General features: G+C 71.9%; 17 protein-coding genes and 1 tRNA gene. 16 read left to right on the forward strand and 2 right to left on the reverse strand.

The genetic code is table 11. From position 1 onward, the window contains the following. The first annotated feature begins 51 nt into the window (after positions 1-51). From F620_RS0105160 to cobJ, 9 genes are read left to right on the forward strand one after another with little or no spacing between them, the layout of a single operon-like run. Complete coding sequence (locus F620_RS0105160) at positions 52-1,380, forward strand: cobyrinate a,c-diamide synthase (RefSeq protein WP_019569717.1); 1,329 nt, start codon at positions 52-54, stop codon at positions 1,378-1,380. After that, positions 1,377-2,192, forward strand: a complete 816-nt coding sequence (gene cobA / locus F620_RS0105165) for a uroporphyrinogen-III C-methyltransferase (RefSeq protein ID WP_019569718.1) — start codon at positions 1,377-1,379, stop codon at positions 2,190-2,192. Before F620_RS0105160 ends, cobA begins: the two co-directional genes overlap by 4 nt. A 34-nt stretch (positions 2,193-2,226) precedes the next feature. After that, the gene (locus F620_RS0105170) at positions 2,227-3,345 is read left to right on the forward strand and encodes a cobalt-precorrin-5B (C(1))-methyltransferase (RefSeq protein WP_019569719.1); all 1,119 of its coding nucleotides are present in this window, start codon (positions 2,227-2,229) and stop codon (positions 3,343-3,345) included. After that, positions 3,342-4,283, forward strand: coding sequence for an ABC transporter ATP-binding protein (locus F620_RS0105175; protein WP_019569720.1), 942 nt, complete (start codon positions 3,342-3,344; stop codon positions 4,281-4,283). The genes F620_RS0105170 and F620_RS0105175 overlap by 4 nt, the downstream gene beginning before the upstream one ends. Continuing rightward, positions 4,280-5,065: an ABC transporter permease gene (locus tag F620_RS0105180; protein ID WP_019569721.1), complete on the forward strand. Its 786-nt coding sequence runs from the start codon at positions 4,280-4,282 to the stop codon at positions 5,063-5,065. Before F620_RS0105175 ends, F620_RS0105180 begins: the two co-directional genes overlap by 4 nt. Continuing rightward, the gene (gene cobG / locus F620_RS0105185; protein WP_019569722.1) at positions 5,062-6,480 is read left to right on the forward strand and encodes a precorrin-3B synthase; all 1,419 of its coding nucleotides are present in this window, start codon (positions 5,062-5,064) and stop codon (positions 6,478-6,480) included. Before F620_RS0105180 ends, cobG begins: the two co-directional genes overlap by 4 nt. Next, on the forward strand, positions 6,467-7,108 hold the full coding sequence (locus F620_RS0105190) for a precorrin-8X methylmutase (protein ID WP_019569723.1): 642 nt from the start codon (positions 6,467-6,469) through the stop codon (positions 7,106-7,108). The genes cobG and F620_RS0105190 overlap by 14 nt, the downstream gene beginning before the upstream one ends. Then, the gene (locus F620_RS0105195; protein ID WP_019569724.1) at positions 7,105-7,890 is read left to right on the forward strand and encodes a precorrin-2 C(20)-methyltransferase; all 786 of its coding nucleotides are present in this window, start codon (positions 7,105-7,107) and stop codon (positions 7,888-7,890) included. Before F620_RS0105190 ends, F620_RS0105195 begins: the two co-directional genes overlap by 4 nt. Beyond that, positions 7,887-8,657, forward strand: coding sequence for a precorrin-3B C(17)-methyltransferase (cobJ, locus tag F620_RS0105200; protein ID WP_019569725.1), 771 nt, complete (start codon positions 7,887-7,889; stop codon positions 8,655-8,657). The genes F620_RS0105195 and cobJ overlap by 4 nt, the downstream gene beginning before the upstream one ends. On the opposite strand, the gene F620_RS0105205 is transcribed toward cobJ, so the two are convergent. Then, positions 8,630-9,448, reverse strand: coding sequence for a cobalt-precorrin-6A reductase (locus tag F620_RS0105205; RefSeq protein ID WP_019569726.1), 819 nt, complete (start codon positions 9,446-9,448; stop codon positions 8,630-8,632). The two genes, cobJ and F620_RS0105205, sit on opposite strands and share 28 nt — an antisense overlap. A gap of 4 nt (positions 9,449-9,452) precedes the next feature. On the opposite strand from F620_RS0105205, the gene F620_RS0105210 reads away from it, so the two are divergent. The 4 genes from F620_RS0105210 (at position 9,453) to F620_RS0105225 (ending at position 13,059) form a co-directional block, all read left to right on the forward strand. Next, positions 9,453-10,688, forward strand: a complete 1,236-nt coding sequence (locus F620_RS0105210; protein WP_019569727.1) for a bifunctional cobalt-precorrin-7 (C(5))-methyltransferase/cobalt-precorrin-6B (C(15))-methyltransferase — start codon at positions 9,453-9,455, stop codon at positions 10,686-10,688. Between the two features lie 29 nt (positions 10,689-10,717). Continuing rightward, positions 10,718-11,146, forward strand: coding sequence for a cobalamin biosynthesis protein (locus F620_RS0105215; protein ID WP_019569728.1), 429 nt, complete (start codon positions 10,718-10,720; stop codon positions 11,144-11,146). Further along, entirely contained in the window at positions 11,146-11,910 is a 765-nt protein-coding gene (gene cobM, locus F620_RS0105220; RefSeq protein ID WP_019569729.1) for a precorrin-4 C(11)-methyltransferase, read from the forward strand. Before F620_RS0105215 ends, cobM begins: the two co-directional genes overlap by 1 nt. Before the next feature lie 147 nt (positions 11,911-12,057). After that, entirely contained in the window at positions 12,058-13,059 is a 1,002-nt protein-coding gene (locus F620_RS0105225; RefSeq protein ID WP_019569730.1) for a cytochrome-c peroxidase, read from the forward strand. 97 nt (positions 13,060-13,156) lie between these two features. Here the strand turns inward: F620_RS0105225 and F620_RS0105230 are convergent, their stop codons facing one another. Next, positions 13,157-13,576, reverse strand: a complete 420-nt coding sequence (locus F620_RS0105230; protein ID WP_051081231.1) for a DUF4399 domain-containing protein — start codon at positions 13,574-13,576, stop codon at positions 13,157-13,159. A gap of 168 nt (positions 13,577-13,744) precedes the next feature. Between F620_RS0105230 and gltX the strand changes: the two genes are divergently transcribed. From gltX to F620_RS0105245, 3 genes are all read left to right on the forward strand, one after another. Beyond that, the gene (gene gltX / locus F620_RS0105235) at positions 13,745-15,151 is read left to right on the forward strand and encodes a glutamate--tRNA ligase (protein WP_019569732.1); all 1,407 of its coding nucleotides are present in this window, start codon (positions 13,745-13,747) and stop codon (positions 15,149-15,151) included. A 43-nt stretch (positions 15,152-15,194) separates the two neighbouring features. Next, a tRNA-Ala gene (locus tag F620_RS0105240) sits at positions 15,195-15,270 on the forward strand. A 24-nt stretch (positions 15,271-15,294) separates the two neighbouring features. Then, entirely contained in the window at positions 15,295-15,522 is a 228-nt protein-coding gene (locus F620_RS0105245) for a hypothetical protein (protein ID WP_024329038.1), read from the forward strand. Positions 15,523-15,542: the final 20 nt, after the last annotated feature.

Below are 15,542 nucleotides of genomic sequence, written 5' to 3' on the forward strand. Positions count from 1 at the left end.
GGACGGGCGCCGGGCCCGACAGGTGGCCGGCCTGCAGGTGGGGGTGTCGGCATGAGTGCCCCGGTGAGCTGTCCGGCCGCGTTCGTGGCGGCGCCGGCCTCGGGGCAGGGCAAGACCACGGTCACCGCCGCGATCGCGCGTTACCACCGCAACCAGGGGCGCCGGGTGCGGGTGTTCAAGACCGGCCCGGATTTCCTCGATCCGATGATCCTGGAGCAGGCCTCCGGGCATCCGGTGGACCCGCTGCATCTGTGGATGGTGGGCGAGGCGGCCTGCCGGGCGAAGCTGCATGCCGCCGCGCAGGATGCCGACCTGATCCTGGTCGAGGGCTCCATGGGCCTGTTCGACGGCGACCCCTCCGGCGCGGACCTGGCGGTCGCCTTCGGCTTGCCGGTGCTGGCGCTGGTGGATGCCGGCGGCATGGCCCAGACCTTCGGCGCCATCGTGCACGGGCTGGCGACCTACCGCCCGGAGATGCCACTGGCCGGGGTGATCGCCAACCGCACCGGCAGCCCGGGACACGGGCGCATGCTGCGCGATGCCACGCCGGACAGCGTGCATTTCTTTGGCGCGATCCAGCGCAATGAGGCCCTGAGCGTGCCCGACCGCCACCTCGGGCTGGTGCAGGCCGGCGAGGTCGCCGACCTGGACGCCCGTCTGGAGGCCGCCGCGCAGGCGATCGCCGAGGCCGGGGTGACCGAGTTGCCGGCCCCGGTGGCGTTCGCCCCCGAAGCGGACGCCGGTGCGGAGTCCGACTCGCACTCCGGGAGCGAACGGGCCCCGCGGCTGGACGGGCTGCGCATCGGCATCGCCCGCGACGCGGCGTTCGCCTTCACCTATCCGGGCAACCTCGAGTTCCTGCGCACACAGGGCGCGCGGCTGGAGTTCTTCTCCCCGGTGGCCGGCGACCGCCTGCCCGAGGTGGATGCGGTGTGGCTGCCCGGCGGCTATCCCGAGCTGCACCTGGAGGCACTGGCGGCCAACACCGGCCTGAAGGCGGACCTGGCCGCGCATCATCAGGCCGGCCGGCCGCTCCTGGCCGAGTGTGGCGGCTTCCTCTACCTGCTGGAAGAGCTGGCGGACCGCGACGGCCACGCCGCGCCCATGGCCGGCCTGCTGCCGGGGCATGCGCGTCTGGAGGACAAGCTGCAGGGCCTCGGGCTGCAGGCGGCGCCGCTGCCGGAGGGCGAGCTGCGCGGTCATACCTTCCACCACACCCGGGCCGAGGTCGGGCTGGAACCTGTCGCGCACTGCACCCGTGCCCGCGGCGCCGGTTCCACCGGCGAGGCGGTCTACCGCGACGGCCGGCTGACCGCCACCTACCTGCACGCCTGGTTCCTCTCCAATCCGGAGGCGGCCGCAGCCCTGTTCGCGTCATGAGCCGGGCGTTCACGGACAGCACGCCGGCCGCCGGCCGCGTGGATCTGGTCGGCGCCGGGCCGGGTGATCCCGGGCTGCTGACGCTGGACGCGGCCGCGGCGCTGAGCGATGCCGAGGTATTGCTGCACGACCGCCTGATCCCCGAGGCGATCCTCGCGATGGCCAGTCCGCAGGCCGAACGCTGCTACGTGGGCAAGGCGCGCTCCAACCACAGCCTGCGCCAGGAGGAGCTGAACGCGCTGATGATCGAACGCGCCCGCGAGGGGCGTTACGTAGTGCGGCTGAAGGGCGGAGATCCGTATGTCTTCGGCCGTGGTGGCGAGGAGGCGGCGGCACTGGCGGCGGCCGGCATCCCGGTGCGGGTCATCCCCGGCATCAGCGCGGCCGGCGGCTGCGCGGCGTTTGCCGGCATCCCGCTGACCCACCGCGATCATGCCCATCGCTGCCAGTTCGTGACCGCGCACCGGCGCAACGGCAGTACCGAGCTGGACTGGGAGGCGCTGGCCGCCCCGCGACAGACGGTGGTGATCTACATGGGGCTGAACCCGCTGGCGGAGATCTGTGCCGGGCTGGTCGCCGCCGGCGCCCCGGCCACGCGGCCCGCCGCCATCATCGAGCACGGGACCCGGCCGGCGCAGCGCGTGGTCGCCGGCACCCTAGGGGATCTGCCCGGGCGCACCGCGGCGCTGGCGCTGGAGTCGCCCAGTCTGCTGATCGTGGGCGACGTGGTGGGCGAACGCGCCCGGCTGACCGGCGATGCTTCCGGGGCGCCCGCGATGGACCTCGGCGCGGTTGACGGGATCCATGGTTGAGCCCGTACCCGAGCCGGGCGCGCAACCCGGAGCGATGCGCGCGGAGAGCCGCGACGGCACCGCTCCGCTGCGCACCGGCCTGACCACCGGCACCAGCGCGACCGCGGCGGCCCTGGGGGCGGCGCGGCTGGCGCTGGGCGGCGGCGCGACCACGAGCCAGGAGGTGGTGCTGCCGCGCGGCCGGGTGGTCAGCCTGGCGCTGGCGTCGCTGGAGCGGGTTCCGGGCGGTGCCGAGGCGGCGGTCATCAAGGACGCCGGCGATGATCCCGATGCCACCCACGGCGCCCGGATCCGCGCGCGGGTGGAACCACGGCCGGACGCGGGGGTGACCTTCGTCGCCGGACCCGGGGTGGGCACGGTGACCCGCAGCGGTCTGGTGCTGCCGCCGGGGGAACCGGCGATCAACCCGGTACCGCGGCGGATGATCACCGACCACCTCGAGCGCCTGGCCCGCGAGCTGGGCCATGCGGGCGGGTTCCGGGTCACGCTCGGCGTGGATGGCGGCGAGCGCATCGCCCGGCGCACCATGAATCCGCGCCTCGGCATCCTTGGCGGCATCTCCATCCTCGGCACCACCGGCATCGTGCGGCCCTTCTCCTGTTCCGCCTACATCGCCTCCATCCACCAGGCCATCGACGTGGCGCGGGCCAACGGCCTGCGGCAGGTCGCCTGCTGCACCGGCGGCACCAGCGAACGCACCGCGAGCGAGCGCTACGGGCTGGACGAGATGGGGCTGGTGGAGATGGGCGACTTCTTCGGCGCGGCGCTCAAGTACCTGCGGCGCCAGCCGCTGCCGCGCGTCGCGCTGGTGGCGGGCTTCGCCAAGCTGGGCAAGTTCGCCGCCGGGCACCCGGATACCCACAGTCGCAGCAGCTCGATCGACCTGGATTTCATCGCCGCCACCGCCGAGGCCGCCGGGGCGGATGCCGCGCTGGCGCGGCAGATCCGCGGCTGCAACACCAGCATCGAGGCCCTCGCCGCCTGTCAGGAGGCCGGCGTGGCACTGGGGGACCGCATCGCGGCGCTGGCCCTGGAGCAGGCGCGCAGCTATCAGCTGCCCGACACCACGCTGGAGGTGGTCGCGGTGGATCGCCAGGGCCGGATGGTGGGGACGGCCGGGGACCACGCCCATGCCACGGGGGTGACGCGATGAGCGCCCCGGCCATCGCCATCGACGACCTCGCCAAGCGCTATCGCGGTGGCCGGGTCGGCCTGGACGGGGTCAGCCTGCACGTCGAGCCGGGGGCGTTCTTTGGCCTGCTGGGGCCCAATGGCGCCGGCAAGACCACCCTGATCGGGCTGCTGACCTCGCTGCTGCGCCTGGAACGCGGCACGGTGCGGATCTTCGGCCATGACGTCGCGCGCGAGCCGGTGGCAGCGCGGCGTCTGGTCGGTCTGGTGCCGCAGGAGGTCAATTTCAACAGCTTCGAGCCGGTGGGCGAGATCATCGAGACCCAGGGCGCCTACTACGGACTGTCGCCGCGCCAGGCGCGCCGCCGCGCCGACGAACTGTGCGAGCGTCTGGGGCTGGCCGACCGCCGCCGGCAGACCGCCTGGGGGCTGTCCGGGGGCTTCAAGCGGCGCCTGCTGCTGGCGCGCGCGCTGGTGCACCAGCCGCGCCTGCTGGTGCTGGACGAACCCACCGCCGGCGTCGACCTGGAGGCCCGCCACGACCTCTGGACCCTGCTGCAGGAACTCAACGCGGATGGCGTGACCATCCTGCTGACCACGCATTACCTGGAGGAGGCCGAGCGCCTGTGCCGCGAGCTCGCCATCATCGATGGCGGGCGCATCATCGCCCGCGGCGGCACCGGCGAGCTGCTGCGCGGGCTGCGCTTCCAGACCCTGGTGGTGGAGCTGGCCGAGCCGCTGGCGCGGCCCGGGGAGCTCGCGCTGTCCGCCGGCACCCTGCGTCCGGTGGATGCTCACACCCTGGAGGTGGACGTGCCGCGCGGCACCGAGCTGAACCCGGTGTTCGCGGAACTGACCGCCGCCGGGGTGCGTATCGCCGGGCTGCGCGAGAAGGGCAATCGGCTGGAGACCCGCTTTCTCGAACTGCTGCGCGAGCGCGGCGGGGAGGGCGCGGCATGAGCCCGCTGCACAACGCCGCCTTGTACTGGTACGCCTGGCGCGGGTTGGTGGTGAAGCAGGTGCGCCGCTTCCTGCGCGGCTGGGTGCAGAACCTGCTGCCGTCGCTGGTGACCGCGGTGCTGTTTCTCGCGGTGCTGGGGCATCTGGTGGGGCGCGAGATCGGCACCCTGGGCGGCGTGCCCTATGCCGACTTCATCCTGCCGGGCCTGGTGATGCTGGCGGTGGTCACCAACGCCTACGGCAACAGCAGCCTCGCGCTGTTCGGCGCGCGCCTGCAGCGCCATATCGAGGAGATCCTGGTGGCGCCGATGCCGGCGTGGCTGGTGGTGGCCGGGTTTGCCACCGCCGGGGTACTGCGCGGGCTGCTGGCCGGGGCGCTGGTGCTGGCGGTGGCACTGCCGTTCAGCGATCTGCAGCTGCACCACGCCGGGGCGGTGCTGGGGATCGCGCTGCTCACCGCGGTGCTGTTCTCGCTGGCGGGGCTGATCAACGGCCTGTACGCGCGCAGCTTCGACCACACCTCGGTGATCAGCACCTTCGTGCTGACCCCGCTGATCTATCTCGGCGGGCTGTTCTATCCGGTGGAGCGCCTGGCCGATCCCTGGCAGGGGGTCGCGCAGCTGAACCCGCTCTACTACGTGATCGAGGGCTTCCGCCACGGCCTGCTGGGGGTCAGCGCGGTCGCCTGGACCACGACCTTCGCGGTGCTGGCCGCCGCCTGTGTGATCGTGGCGGGCGGGGCCTGGTATCTGCTGGCCCACAGCCGCAGGCTGCGCTCATGAACCGTCCGGCGGCGCCGCAGCCGCCGCGAGTGCGCGGGGCCTGCCCCGGGGTGGCGGCGCCGATGGCCACCGGGGACGGCTATCTGCTGCGCCTGCGCCACCCGATCGGGGGGCTGGGGGCGACCGCGGCGCGGGTGCTGGCGGACACCGCGCGGCGCCTGGGCAACGGCGAACTGGAACTGACCCTGCGCGGCAACCTGCAGCTGCGCGGCGTGGCGGCCGGCGACCTGGACGCGGCGCGCGCGGCCCTGGCCCCCACCGGACTGGTGGATGCGCAGGCGGAGCGCGAGGCGCGGCGCAACGTGCTGGCGGCGCCGGTGCCGGACCTCGACCCGGAGGCGGTGGACGTGCTGGCCCTGGCGCGCGCGGTGAGCGCCGCGATCGTCGACGAGCCCGCGCTGCGGGGTCTGCCGGCCAAGGTGGGCGTGGTGGTCGACGGTGGCGGGCGTGCCTCGCTGCGCGGGGTGCCGGCGGATCTGCGTCTGGACCCGCTCGCCGGCGCGGGGCCTCGTTTCCGCCTGGCGGCCGGCGGCACCGCGGCCACGGCGACCCCGCTCGGCGAGGTCTCGGCGCAGCACGCCCCGGCGGCGGTGGTGCGCGCCCTGCGCGCGTTCCTCGAGCAGCGCGCCGCGCTGGATCCGCCGCCGGGGCGGTTGCGCGACGCACTGGGCATGCCCGGGAGCGAGGCGCTGCGCCTGCCGGGCGCGGAGGGGGAGACGCCGGGGGTGGTTGCCAACGCCGACACGCCGGTGCGCGCCGGGGACTGGCTCGGGGTGGCGGCCGGCGGGGCCTGGGTGGGGGCGGTCTTCCCGTTCGGCGTGATCGACGCCGACCGGCTGGAGCGTCTGGCCGCGTGGCTGGAGCCGTACGGCGGCGGCCTGCGCCTGACGCCGTGGCGGGCGCTGCTGGTGACCGGCGTGGCCATGGAGGCCGCCCCGGAGCTGCAGCAACTGCTGCGGGAACTGGGTGCGGTGACCGAGCCGGCCGACCGGCGCCTGGCGGCGGATGCCTGTGTCGGGCAGCCGGGTTGCGCCTCGGCGCACATCGCCGCGCGCAGCGAGGCCGCCGCGCTGGTGCAGCGCATGCCGACCCTGGCCGCGAGCGGGATGCGGCTGCAGGTATCCGCCTGCGACAAGCGCTGCGGGGCGCCGCCGCGGACGGAAGCCGGGGTGGTCGAGTGGATCGCGCGGCCGGACGGCCATGCCGTGGTGCTGCGCTCGCGGCCCGGTGTGGCTCTTGAATGGAGCGGGCTGGCCCCGGCGCAGGCGCGCGCCCGGATCGCGGCGCTGGAGCGGGCGTTTCAACGCAATGCTGGAGAGGAGTTGCAGACCATGCTGGAACGGATCGGGCCCGAGGCCTGGAATGCCGCGGTGGACGCGGCGCTGTGCGAGGAGGACGAACGTGACGGAGACTGAGGCCTGGCGCTACGAGCGCGACGGGAAGGCGATCTATGCGGAGTCGTTCGCGATCATCCGCGCCGAGGCGGACCTGGAGCGCTTCCCGGCGGATCTGGTGGCGGCAGTGGAACGCATGATCCACAGCTGCGGCATGCCCGACCTGGCGCAGGACATCCGTTTCTCGCCGGGTGCCGGCAGCGCGATCCGGCAGGCGCTGGAGGCCGGGGCCCCGGTGCTGTGCGACAGCGAGATGGTGGCCCACGGCATCACCCGCGCGCGCCTGCCGGCGGACAACCCGGTGCGCTGCACCCTGCGCGATGCGCGCGTGCCGGAACTGGCGCGCGAACTGGACAACACCCGCAGCGCGGCGGCGATGGAGCTGTGGCGTCCCGAGCTGGCCGGCGCCGTGGTGGCCATCGGCAATGCGCCCACCGCGCTTTTCCGCCTGCTGGAGATGCTGCGCGACGGCGCGCCGCGCCCGGCGGCGGTGATCGGCATCCCGGTGGGGTTCGTCGGCGCGGTGGAGAGCAAACAGGCGCTGGCGGACAACCCGTTCGGGCTGGAATATCTGACCGTGGCCGGGCGCCGCGGCGGCAGCGCGATCACTGCCGGGGCGGTCAACGGCCTGGGGAGGGAGCCGGCATGAGTGCGGCGGACACGAGCGGGCCCGGAACGGTCGAACCCGGAACGGTCGAACCCGGGGTGCTCTGCGGGGTCGGCACCGGCCCCGGGGACCCCGAACTGATGACCTTCCGCGCCGCGCGGCGCATCGCCGAGGCGCCGGTGGTGGCGTATTTCTGCAAGCGCGGGACCATCGGGCAGGCGCGGCGCATCGCGGATGCGCACATCGGTCCCGGGCAGATCGAGGAGGCGCTGGAGTATCCGGTGACCAACGAGATCGCCCACGAAGAGGAGAGCTACCGCAGCCGCATCGAGGCGTTCTTCGACCAGTGCGCCGAACGCCTGGCGGTGCATCTGGAGGCCGGCCGCTCGGTCTGCGTGCTCAACGAGGGTGACCCGTATTTCTACGGTTCGTTCATGCACGTGCAACTGCGCCTGCGCGAGCGCTTTCGCAGCGAGGTGGTGCCCGGGGTGATCTCGCCGATCGCCGCGGCGGCGCAACTGCCGGCGCCGCTGGTGATGCGCGACGACACCCTGAGCGTCGTACCGGGGACGCTGCCGGAGGCGGAACTGGAGGCGGCGCTCGCGCCCGCGCAGGCCGCGGTGATCATGAAGCTCGGCAAGCAGCTGCCGAAGATCCGCCGCGTGCTGGAGCGTCTGGGGCTGACCGCGCGCGCCTGGTACATCGAACGCGCGAGCTTCGACGAGGAACGCGTGCGGCCGCTGGCCGAGGCGCTCGAGGAGACGCCCGGGGAAGCGCCGTATTTCTCCCTGATCGTGATCCATGGCGAGGGGGTGCGGCGATGAGCGGGCGTCTGACCGTGGTCGGGGTCGGGCCGGCCGGCCCCGAATGGATCACGCCGGAGGTGACCGCGCTGCTCGCGGATGCCACCGATCTGGTGGGCTACGGGCCGTATCTGGAGCGCGTGGCCGGGGCGCATCACCGCGTGCATGCCTCCGACAACCGCGAGGAACTGGCGCGCGCGGCGCATGCGCTGGACATGGCCGCCGAGGGGCGCGACGTGGCGGTGGTCTCCGGGGGTGACCCCGGGGTGTTCGCGATGGCCGCGGCGGTGTTCGAGGCCCTGGAGGGCGCGCCGCCGGGCCGCTGGGATGCGGTGGCGGTGGAGGTGCTGCCCGGGGTGTCGGCGATGCAGGCGGCCGCGGCGCGGCTGGGGGCGCCGCTGGGCAACGACTTCTGCGCGATCTCGCTGTCGGACAATCTCAAGCCGTGGTCGCTGATCCGGCGCCGGGTGCGGCTGGCGGCCGAGGCCGACTTCGCCATGGCCTTCTACAACCCGATCTCGCGCGCGCGACCGTGGCAGCTGGGCGCGGCGCTGGACATCGTGCGCGAGGTCCAGGGCCCGGACACCCTGGTGGTTCTGGCCACCGCGGTGGGCCGCGGCGAGCGGGAGGAGCTGCGGGTCGCCACCCTCGGCGAAGTGGATCCGGCGGCGGCCAACATGAGCACGCTGGTGATCGTCGGCGCCGCCTCCACCCGGGTGCTGGAGCGCCGCTCCGGCCGGCGCCATGTGTACACCCCGCGCTATGTCGAGTCGGCGGAGTCGCGGTGAACGCGCGCGAGGTCTTCCAGCCACTCCAGGGCCGCCTGCGGGGCGTGGAAGCGGGGCACCCCGGGGGCGTCCGGCGGCCGGTCCACTATCACCACCGGGATGCCGCGTTCGCGCGCGGCCTGCAGCTTGGGAGCGGTGGCTTTGCCGCCGCTGTCCTTGGTGACCAGCACGTCGATGGCGTGGGTCTCCAGCAGCCGGTGCTCGTCGGCCAGGCTGAACGGGCCGCGGGCCCGCAGCCAGGTGACCCGGGGCAGCGCCGGCGGCGGTTCCGGCGGGTCGATGGTGCGGATCACGTAGTCCAGCTCGGGCGCCGCCGCGAAGGCCTCCAGGTGCTGGCGCCCGGTAGTGATGAGCACGCGCCGGCCGAGGCCGGGGAGCGCGCGGGCGGCGGCCTCCAGGTCGGGCACGCGCAGCCAGTGATCCCCGGGGCCGGCTTGCCACGGCGGCCGGGTCAGCCGGGCCAGGGGTACGCCGGCGCGGCGCGTGGCGGCGACGGCATTGGCCGAGATCTGCCGCGCGAACGGGTGGGTGGCGTCGACCACGGCGTCGATCGCGTGGTCGCGCAGCCAGGCGGCGAGGCCGTCGGCGCCGCCGAACCCGCCCGTGCGCCGCGGCAGTCGCGAGGGCGCGGGCCTGCGCGTGCGTCCGGCCAGCGACACGGTGGCGTGCAGCCGCGGGTGGCCGTCCAGCAGCGGTTCCAGCGCCGCGGCCTCGGTGGTGCCGCCCAGCAGCAGGATCTGCCGCGGGCGCGCCGCCCCGGGGCCGGTATCGGTGGATGAACGGGAGCTCATGAGGATGACCAGTCTAGCCACCAACGAGGAGCGAGCGCCATGGCTGAACATCGTCGGCGTGGGCGCGGAGGGGCTCGCCGGGCTGGCCCCGGATGCCCGCATGGTGCTGGACACGGCGGCGACGGTGATCGGCGGCGCACGGCATCTGGAGATGCTGCCGGCGCGGCCGGGGCAGGAGCGCCTGGTGTGGCCGTCGCCGCTGGAGACCGCGCTGGACTGGATCGAGGCGCGCGCCGGGCAGCCGCTGTGCGTGCTCGCCAGTGGCGACCCGTTCTGGTTCGGGGTGGGCGCGACCCTGTTGCGGCGTTTTCCGGTCGCGCAGACCTGCGTCTGGCCGGCGCCCTCGGCGTTCAGCCTGGCCGCCGCGCGCATGGGCTGGCCGCTGCAGCAGACCCGCTGCCTGTCGGTGCACGGCCGGCCGATGGAGGCGCTGCGGCCCTGGCTGCATGACGGCGCGCGACTGCTGATCCTGAGCCGCGACGGGGATACCCCGGCGGAACTGGCGCACTGGCTGACCGGACTCGGCTTCGGCGATTCCACCCTGACCGTACTGCAGTCCCTGGGTGCGGACCGCGAGGCGGGCGTTAGCGCGCGCGCCGGGGCCTGGCCGGAGGTCGCGATCGAGGCGCTGAACACCGTGGCGCTGGAGTGCCGGGCCGATCCGGCGGCGCAGGTTCTCGCGGCCACTGCCGGCCGGCCGGAGGCGCAGTTCGAGCAGGACGGACAGATCACCAAGCGCGAGGTGCGGGCGGTGGCGCTGGCCCTGCTGGCGCCCGGGCGTGGCGAGCGGCTGTGGGACGTGGGCGCCGGCTCCGGTGCCATCGGCATCGAGTGGATGCTGGCGGATCCGGCCAACACCGCCGTGGCCATCGAGCCGCGCGCGGAGCGCCTGGAACGCATCGCGCGCAATGCGAGTGCGCTGGGGGTGCCGGCGCTGCGGTGCATCCACGGGCGGGCGCCGGAGGTACTGGAAGACCTGCCGCCACCCGACGCGATCTTCATCGGCGGCGGGCTGACCACGCCGGGGCTGGTGGAGCACTGCATCGGCCAACTGCGCCCGGGCGGGCGGCTGGTCGCCAGCAGCGTGACCGTGGAAGGGGACGCGGTGCTGGCGGCGGCGCACGAGCGCCACGGCGGCGAGCTCACGCGGATCAACGTCAGCCGCGCGGAGCCGCTGGGCGGCATGGCCGGCTGGCAGCCGCTGCGGCCGGTGACCCTGTGGTCGCTGCGCCGGAGCTGAGGGAAACGCCGAGCGGGGCGCGTGTCCGGGTGATCCCTGGCGTCGGCTTCGCCTCGGCCTGCACGGCCGGCGAGCTGGAGGCGCTGGTCCGCGAGGTGCTCGCCGAGGCGCACGCCGGGTTGCGGGCGGGGGGCGGCGAGGCGGTCGAGATCCGGCAGCTGGCGGCCCCGGGGCACAAGGGCGACAGCCCGGTGCTGTGGACGGCCGCGCGCGACCTGGAGCTGGAGCCGGTGTTCGCGTCGGCGGCCGCGCTGGCCGCGCGCGACGCTGCCCTGTCCACGGAGTCGGCGCGCGCGCGTGCCGTCGCCGGGGTCGGTTCGGTGGCGGAGGCGGCGGCGCTGGCGGTGGCCGGCGACGGGGCGCGCCTGCTGCTGCCGCGGCGGCTCTCGGCACGGGCGAGCTGCGCGGTCGCGGTGCGCACGGTGAACGGGGTGGACGAGCTTTTCGAGGAGGGATGATGACGGTTCATTTTGTCGGAGCGGGGCCCGGTGCGGCCGATCTTCTGACTTTGCGCGGGCGCGATCGCATCGCGGCCTGCCCGGTGTGCCTGTATGCCGGTTCGCTGGTGCCGGAGGCGGTGCTGGAGCATGCCCCGGAGGGGGCGCGCGTGGTGAACACCGCGCCGCTGACGCTGGACGCGATCATTGAGGAGATCGAACGGGCCCACGCGGCGGGCCAGGACGTGGCGCGCCTGCACTCCGGCGACCTGTCGGTCTACAGCGCGCTGGGCGAGCAGATCCGCCGGCTGGAGGCGGCCGGGATCGATTACAGCATCACGCCCGGCGTGCCGGCGTTCTCCGCCGCCGCCGCGACCCTGGGGCGGGAACTGACGGTGCCGGAGGTGGCGCAGTCGGTGGTGCTGACGCGCACGCCGGGACGGGCGTCCTCCATGCCGGAGCGCGAACGGCTGGCGAGCTTTGCCGCCACCGGGGCGACCCTCACGATCCACCTGTCGCTGCACACTATCGAGACCGTGGTCGAGGACCTGCGGCCGCACTATGGCTGCGACTGCCCGGTGGCGATCGTGTTTCGCGCCAGCTGGCCGGACGAGACCGTGGTGCGCGGTTCGCTGGGGAATATCGCGGAACGGGCGCAGGCCCTGACCACGCGGCGCTCGGCGCTGATCCTGGTGGGCCCGGCGCTGGACCCGGGCGATTTCCGCGACAGTGCGCTGTACGACCCGGCGCACGTGCGCCGTTACCGCGGCATGGACGGGGACTGAACGCTGGATGCAGGATTGATCTGTATCAATATTGTCCAGCATTGGTTCAAAAAGAGGCCCTTAAGAGGCGGCAGGTCTTTTAGACTGAGTCCATGTGGTGACGGTTTGCAGCCGGGCCGCATCCAGACCAATAAAAAGGAGCGAACCATGCAGAAGAAGCGCATTTTCCGGGGCCTGCTCGTCTCGGCCTGTACGGCCGTGGCACTGGGCCTCTCCGCCCCGACGTTCGCCGGCGATTACGACCAGTACCGCGACATGTTCGAGCCGCTGCCGGCCCTGCCGCCGATCCCGGCCGACAATTCCCTGACCGACGAGAAGGTGGAGCTGGGCAAGTTCCTGTTCTTCGAGCCGCGCATCTCCAGCTCGGGCGTGATCTCCTGCGCCACCTGCCACAACCCCGCGCTGGGCTGGGCCGACCGCATCCCGCGTGCCGTTGGGCATGCCGGCCAGGTGGGCGAGCGCAACAGCCCGACGGTGCTGAACTCCGGGTTCTTCGAGGCCCAGTTCTGGGATGGCCGCGAGGATGACCTGGAAGGCCAGGCCCTGGGTCCGATCCAGGATGCGGTGGAGATGGCCATGCCGCTGGAAGAGGCGATCGCGCGCCTGGAGGACTTCCCCGAGTACATCGAGATGTTCGATGCGGCGTACCCGGATTATGACGGCGACAACGTCGTGAACACCGATCACGTGGCCAAGGCCCTGGCCTCGTTCCAGCGTACCCTGAACACGCCGAACTCCGATCTGGACCGCTGGCTGGTGGGTGACGAGGACGCGATGACCGAGCAGCAGAAGCGCGGCATGGCCCTGTTCGCGGATAACGGCTGCGTGGCCTGCCACCGTGGCCCGGCGCTGACGGACTCGAATTTCCACCGGATCCAGGTGCCCGGTTCCGAGGACGAAGGCCGCTACCTGGTGACCGGGGACGAGAGTGACCGGTTTGCGTTCAAGACCCCGACGCTGCGCAACGTGGCCCTGACCTACCCCTACATGAACAATGGCGAGACCGAGACCCTGAAGGAAGCCATTGAAATCATGGGTCAGGAGATGCTGGGCACCGACTTCACGGATGACGAGCTGGAAGACATCGAGGCGTTCATGCACGCCCTGACCGGCGAGATGCCGGACGTCACCATCCCGGCCCTGCCGTGATCCATCGGGGGCTCAGCGGCTGAACGCTGATGCCCCCTTCGTCGAGGCTTTCGAGGCCCCCTCCATGTCCTGGAGGGGGCCTTTTTGATGGGTGCCGCTATTCCACCGTGATGGTGATTTTTTCGGAAACCACCGGCGGATCGAAGCTGATGTGGCGATAGTCCATGAAAAGCAGCTGCAGGGTATGGGTGCCGGGCTCCAGTTCTACCTCACCTTCGGTCTGACCACCTCCGAAGTGGTGTTTGTGGTCCGTGAAGGGCAGGGAGGCATCCAGGTCCACTTCGTCCAGAGGCTTGTTTACGAGCAGGTGGTGGTGCCCGGTGTTGTCGGCGTCGACGCCGGCCGGGGCTATCCCCATGCCGCGCAGTCCCATGCGTACATGTACCGGGCCCTCGACGGTGTCACCATCCTGCGGGCTGATGAAGTAGACCACGGTCCCCTCGGCGGGTGCCGGGCGATCGGCGAGCGCCGATACGGGCAGGACAAGCGCGGCGGCAAGGGCCACGGACGAGGCCATGAAGATCCGGTTTCTGATCATCGGAGAACCTCCTTTTCCGGGTGAAGGGCGCAGGGACCGGGTCTCGGGGTCCCTGAAGGAAGTGTAGACGGTCCGAGGCGGGGTCAAGGGCGCAGTCGTCTGCTACCCTGTGTGGCCCTGTTGACTACCGGAAGCGAGTGTTCGCGCATGGCCTTTCGTACCCGTTTTGCCCCCAGTCCGACCGGCTACCTGCACATCGGTGGCGCCCGCACCGCGCTGTTCTCCTGGCTTTACGCCCGCCACCATGGTGGCGAGTTCGTACTGCGTATCGAGGACACCGATCTCGAACGCAGTACCGCCGAGTCGGTGAATGCGATCCTCGAGGGCATGAACTGGCTGGGCCTGACCTATGACCAGGGGCCGTTCTACCAGACGGAGCGTTTCGATCGGTACCGCGAGGTGATCGACCAGCTGCTGGCCTCCGGCCACGCCTATCGCTGCTATTGCACGAAGGAAGAGCTGGACGTGATGCGCGAGGAGCAGAAGGCGCGCAAGGAAAAACCGCGTTACGACGGCCGCTGTCGCGCCCGAACCGAACCGCGCGAAGGCGTGGATCCGGTGATCCGTTTCCGCACCCCGGACGAGGGCGCCACCATCGTTGATGACATGGTGCGCGGCAAGGTGGCGTTCCAGAACAGCGAGCTGGACGACCTGATCATCGCCCGCTCCGACGGTTCGCCGACCTACAACCTCACGGTGGTGGTGGACGACATGGACATGGGCATCAGCCATGTGGTGCGTGGCGACGACCACTTGAACAATACCCCGCGCCAGATCAACATCCTCAGGGCCCTGGGTGTGGAACCGCCGCGTTACGGGCACCTGCCGATGATCATGGGGCCGGACGGCGCGAAGCTGTCCAAGCGCCACGGGGCGGTGTCGGTGATGCAGTTCCGCGAGGAGGGCTACCTGCCCGAGGCGCTGCTGAACTATCTGGTGCGGCTGGGCTGGGCCTACGGGGACCAGGAGATCTTCTCGCTGGACGAGCTGGTGCGCCTGTTCGATATCGAGGACGTCAATCAGTCCGCCTCGGCCATAAACCCCGACAAGCTGCTGTGGCTGAATCAGCACTACATCAAGACCCTGGACCCCGACCATGTGGCGCTGGAGCTGGGCTGGCATCTCGGGCAGCTGGGCGTGGATCCCGCCGAGGGGCCGGAACTGCGGCAGGTGGTGCTGGCGCAGCGGGAACGGGCGCGGACGCTGCGCGAGATGGCCGAGAACAGCGTGTATTTCTATCGCGACTTCGACGAATACGATCCGAAGGCCGAGCGCAAGCAGCTGACGCCGGAGGCCCGCGAGGTGTTGCAGACTCTGCATGACGGCTTCAGTGCCCTGGGCGCCTGGGACAAGGAGGCGCTGCACGAGGTGGTGCAGCACACCGCCGAGCGGCTGGAACTCAAGCTCGGCAAGGTCGCCCAGCCATTGCGTGTGGCGCTGACGGGCGGTACTGTATCGCCACCGATCGACGACACGCTGGTGCTGATCGGACGCGAGCGCTCGCTGGAACGGATCGAGCGGGCCATCGCAAAGATTTCCGCACAAGCGGGTTGACACGAATAAGGGGTGTGGCTACATTACGCACCTCGCCGGTTACGGGGCCATAGCTCAGCTGGGAGAGCGCCTGCATGGCATGCAGGAGGTCGGCGGTTCGATCCCGCCTGGCTCCACCATTACGGCGAATGGCAGGATCAGCGATGCATCGTTTTGGAATGATCTCCATCTACGTTGGGCTGGTTTTGTCGATTGTGGGATTGTTCGGCGGTTTCGGGTTGATGTTTGCCGGTGAGCAGACATGGTCCAAGCCACTGGTCGCAATGGTCCCGCTGGGGTTCCTGCTGGTTTTCAACGGTGTGGTGACAACCATCCTGCATCGTCCGAAAGGCAGCCGCGGAAGTGAAAGGCCGCAAGGACCTCCTGACTAGTTTGCAGCATGACGTTGCCT

This window comes from Thioalkalivibrio sp. ALE11 (genome assembly GCF_000381205.1).
Taxonomy (GTDB): domain Bacteria; phylum Pseudomonadota; class Gammaproteobacteria; order Ectothiorhodospirales; family Ectothiorhodospiraceae; genus Thioalkalivibrio.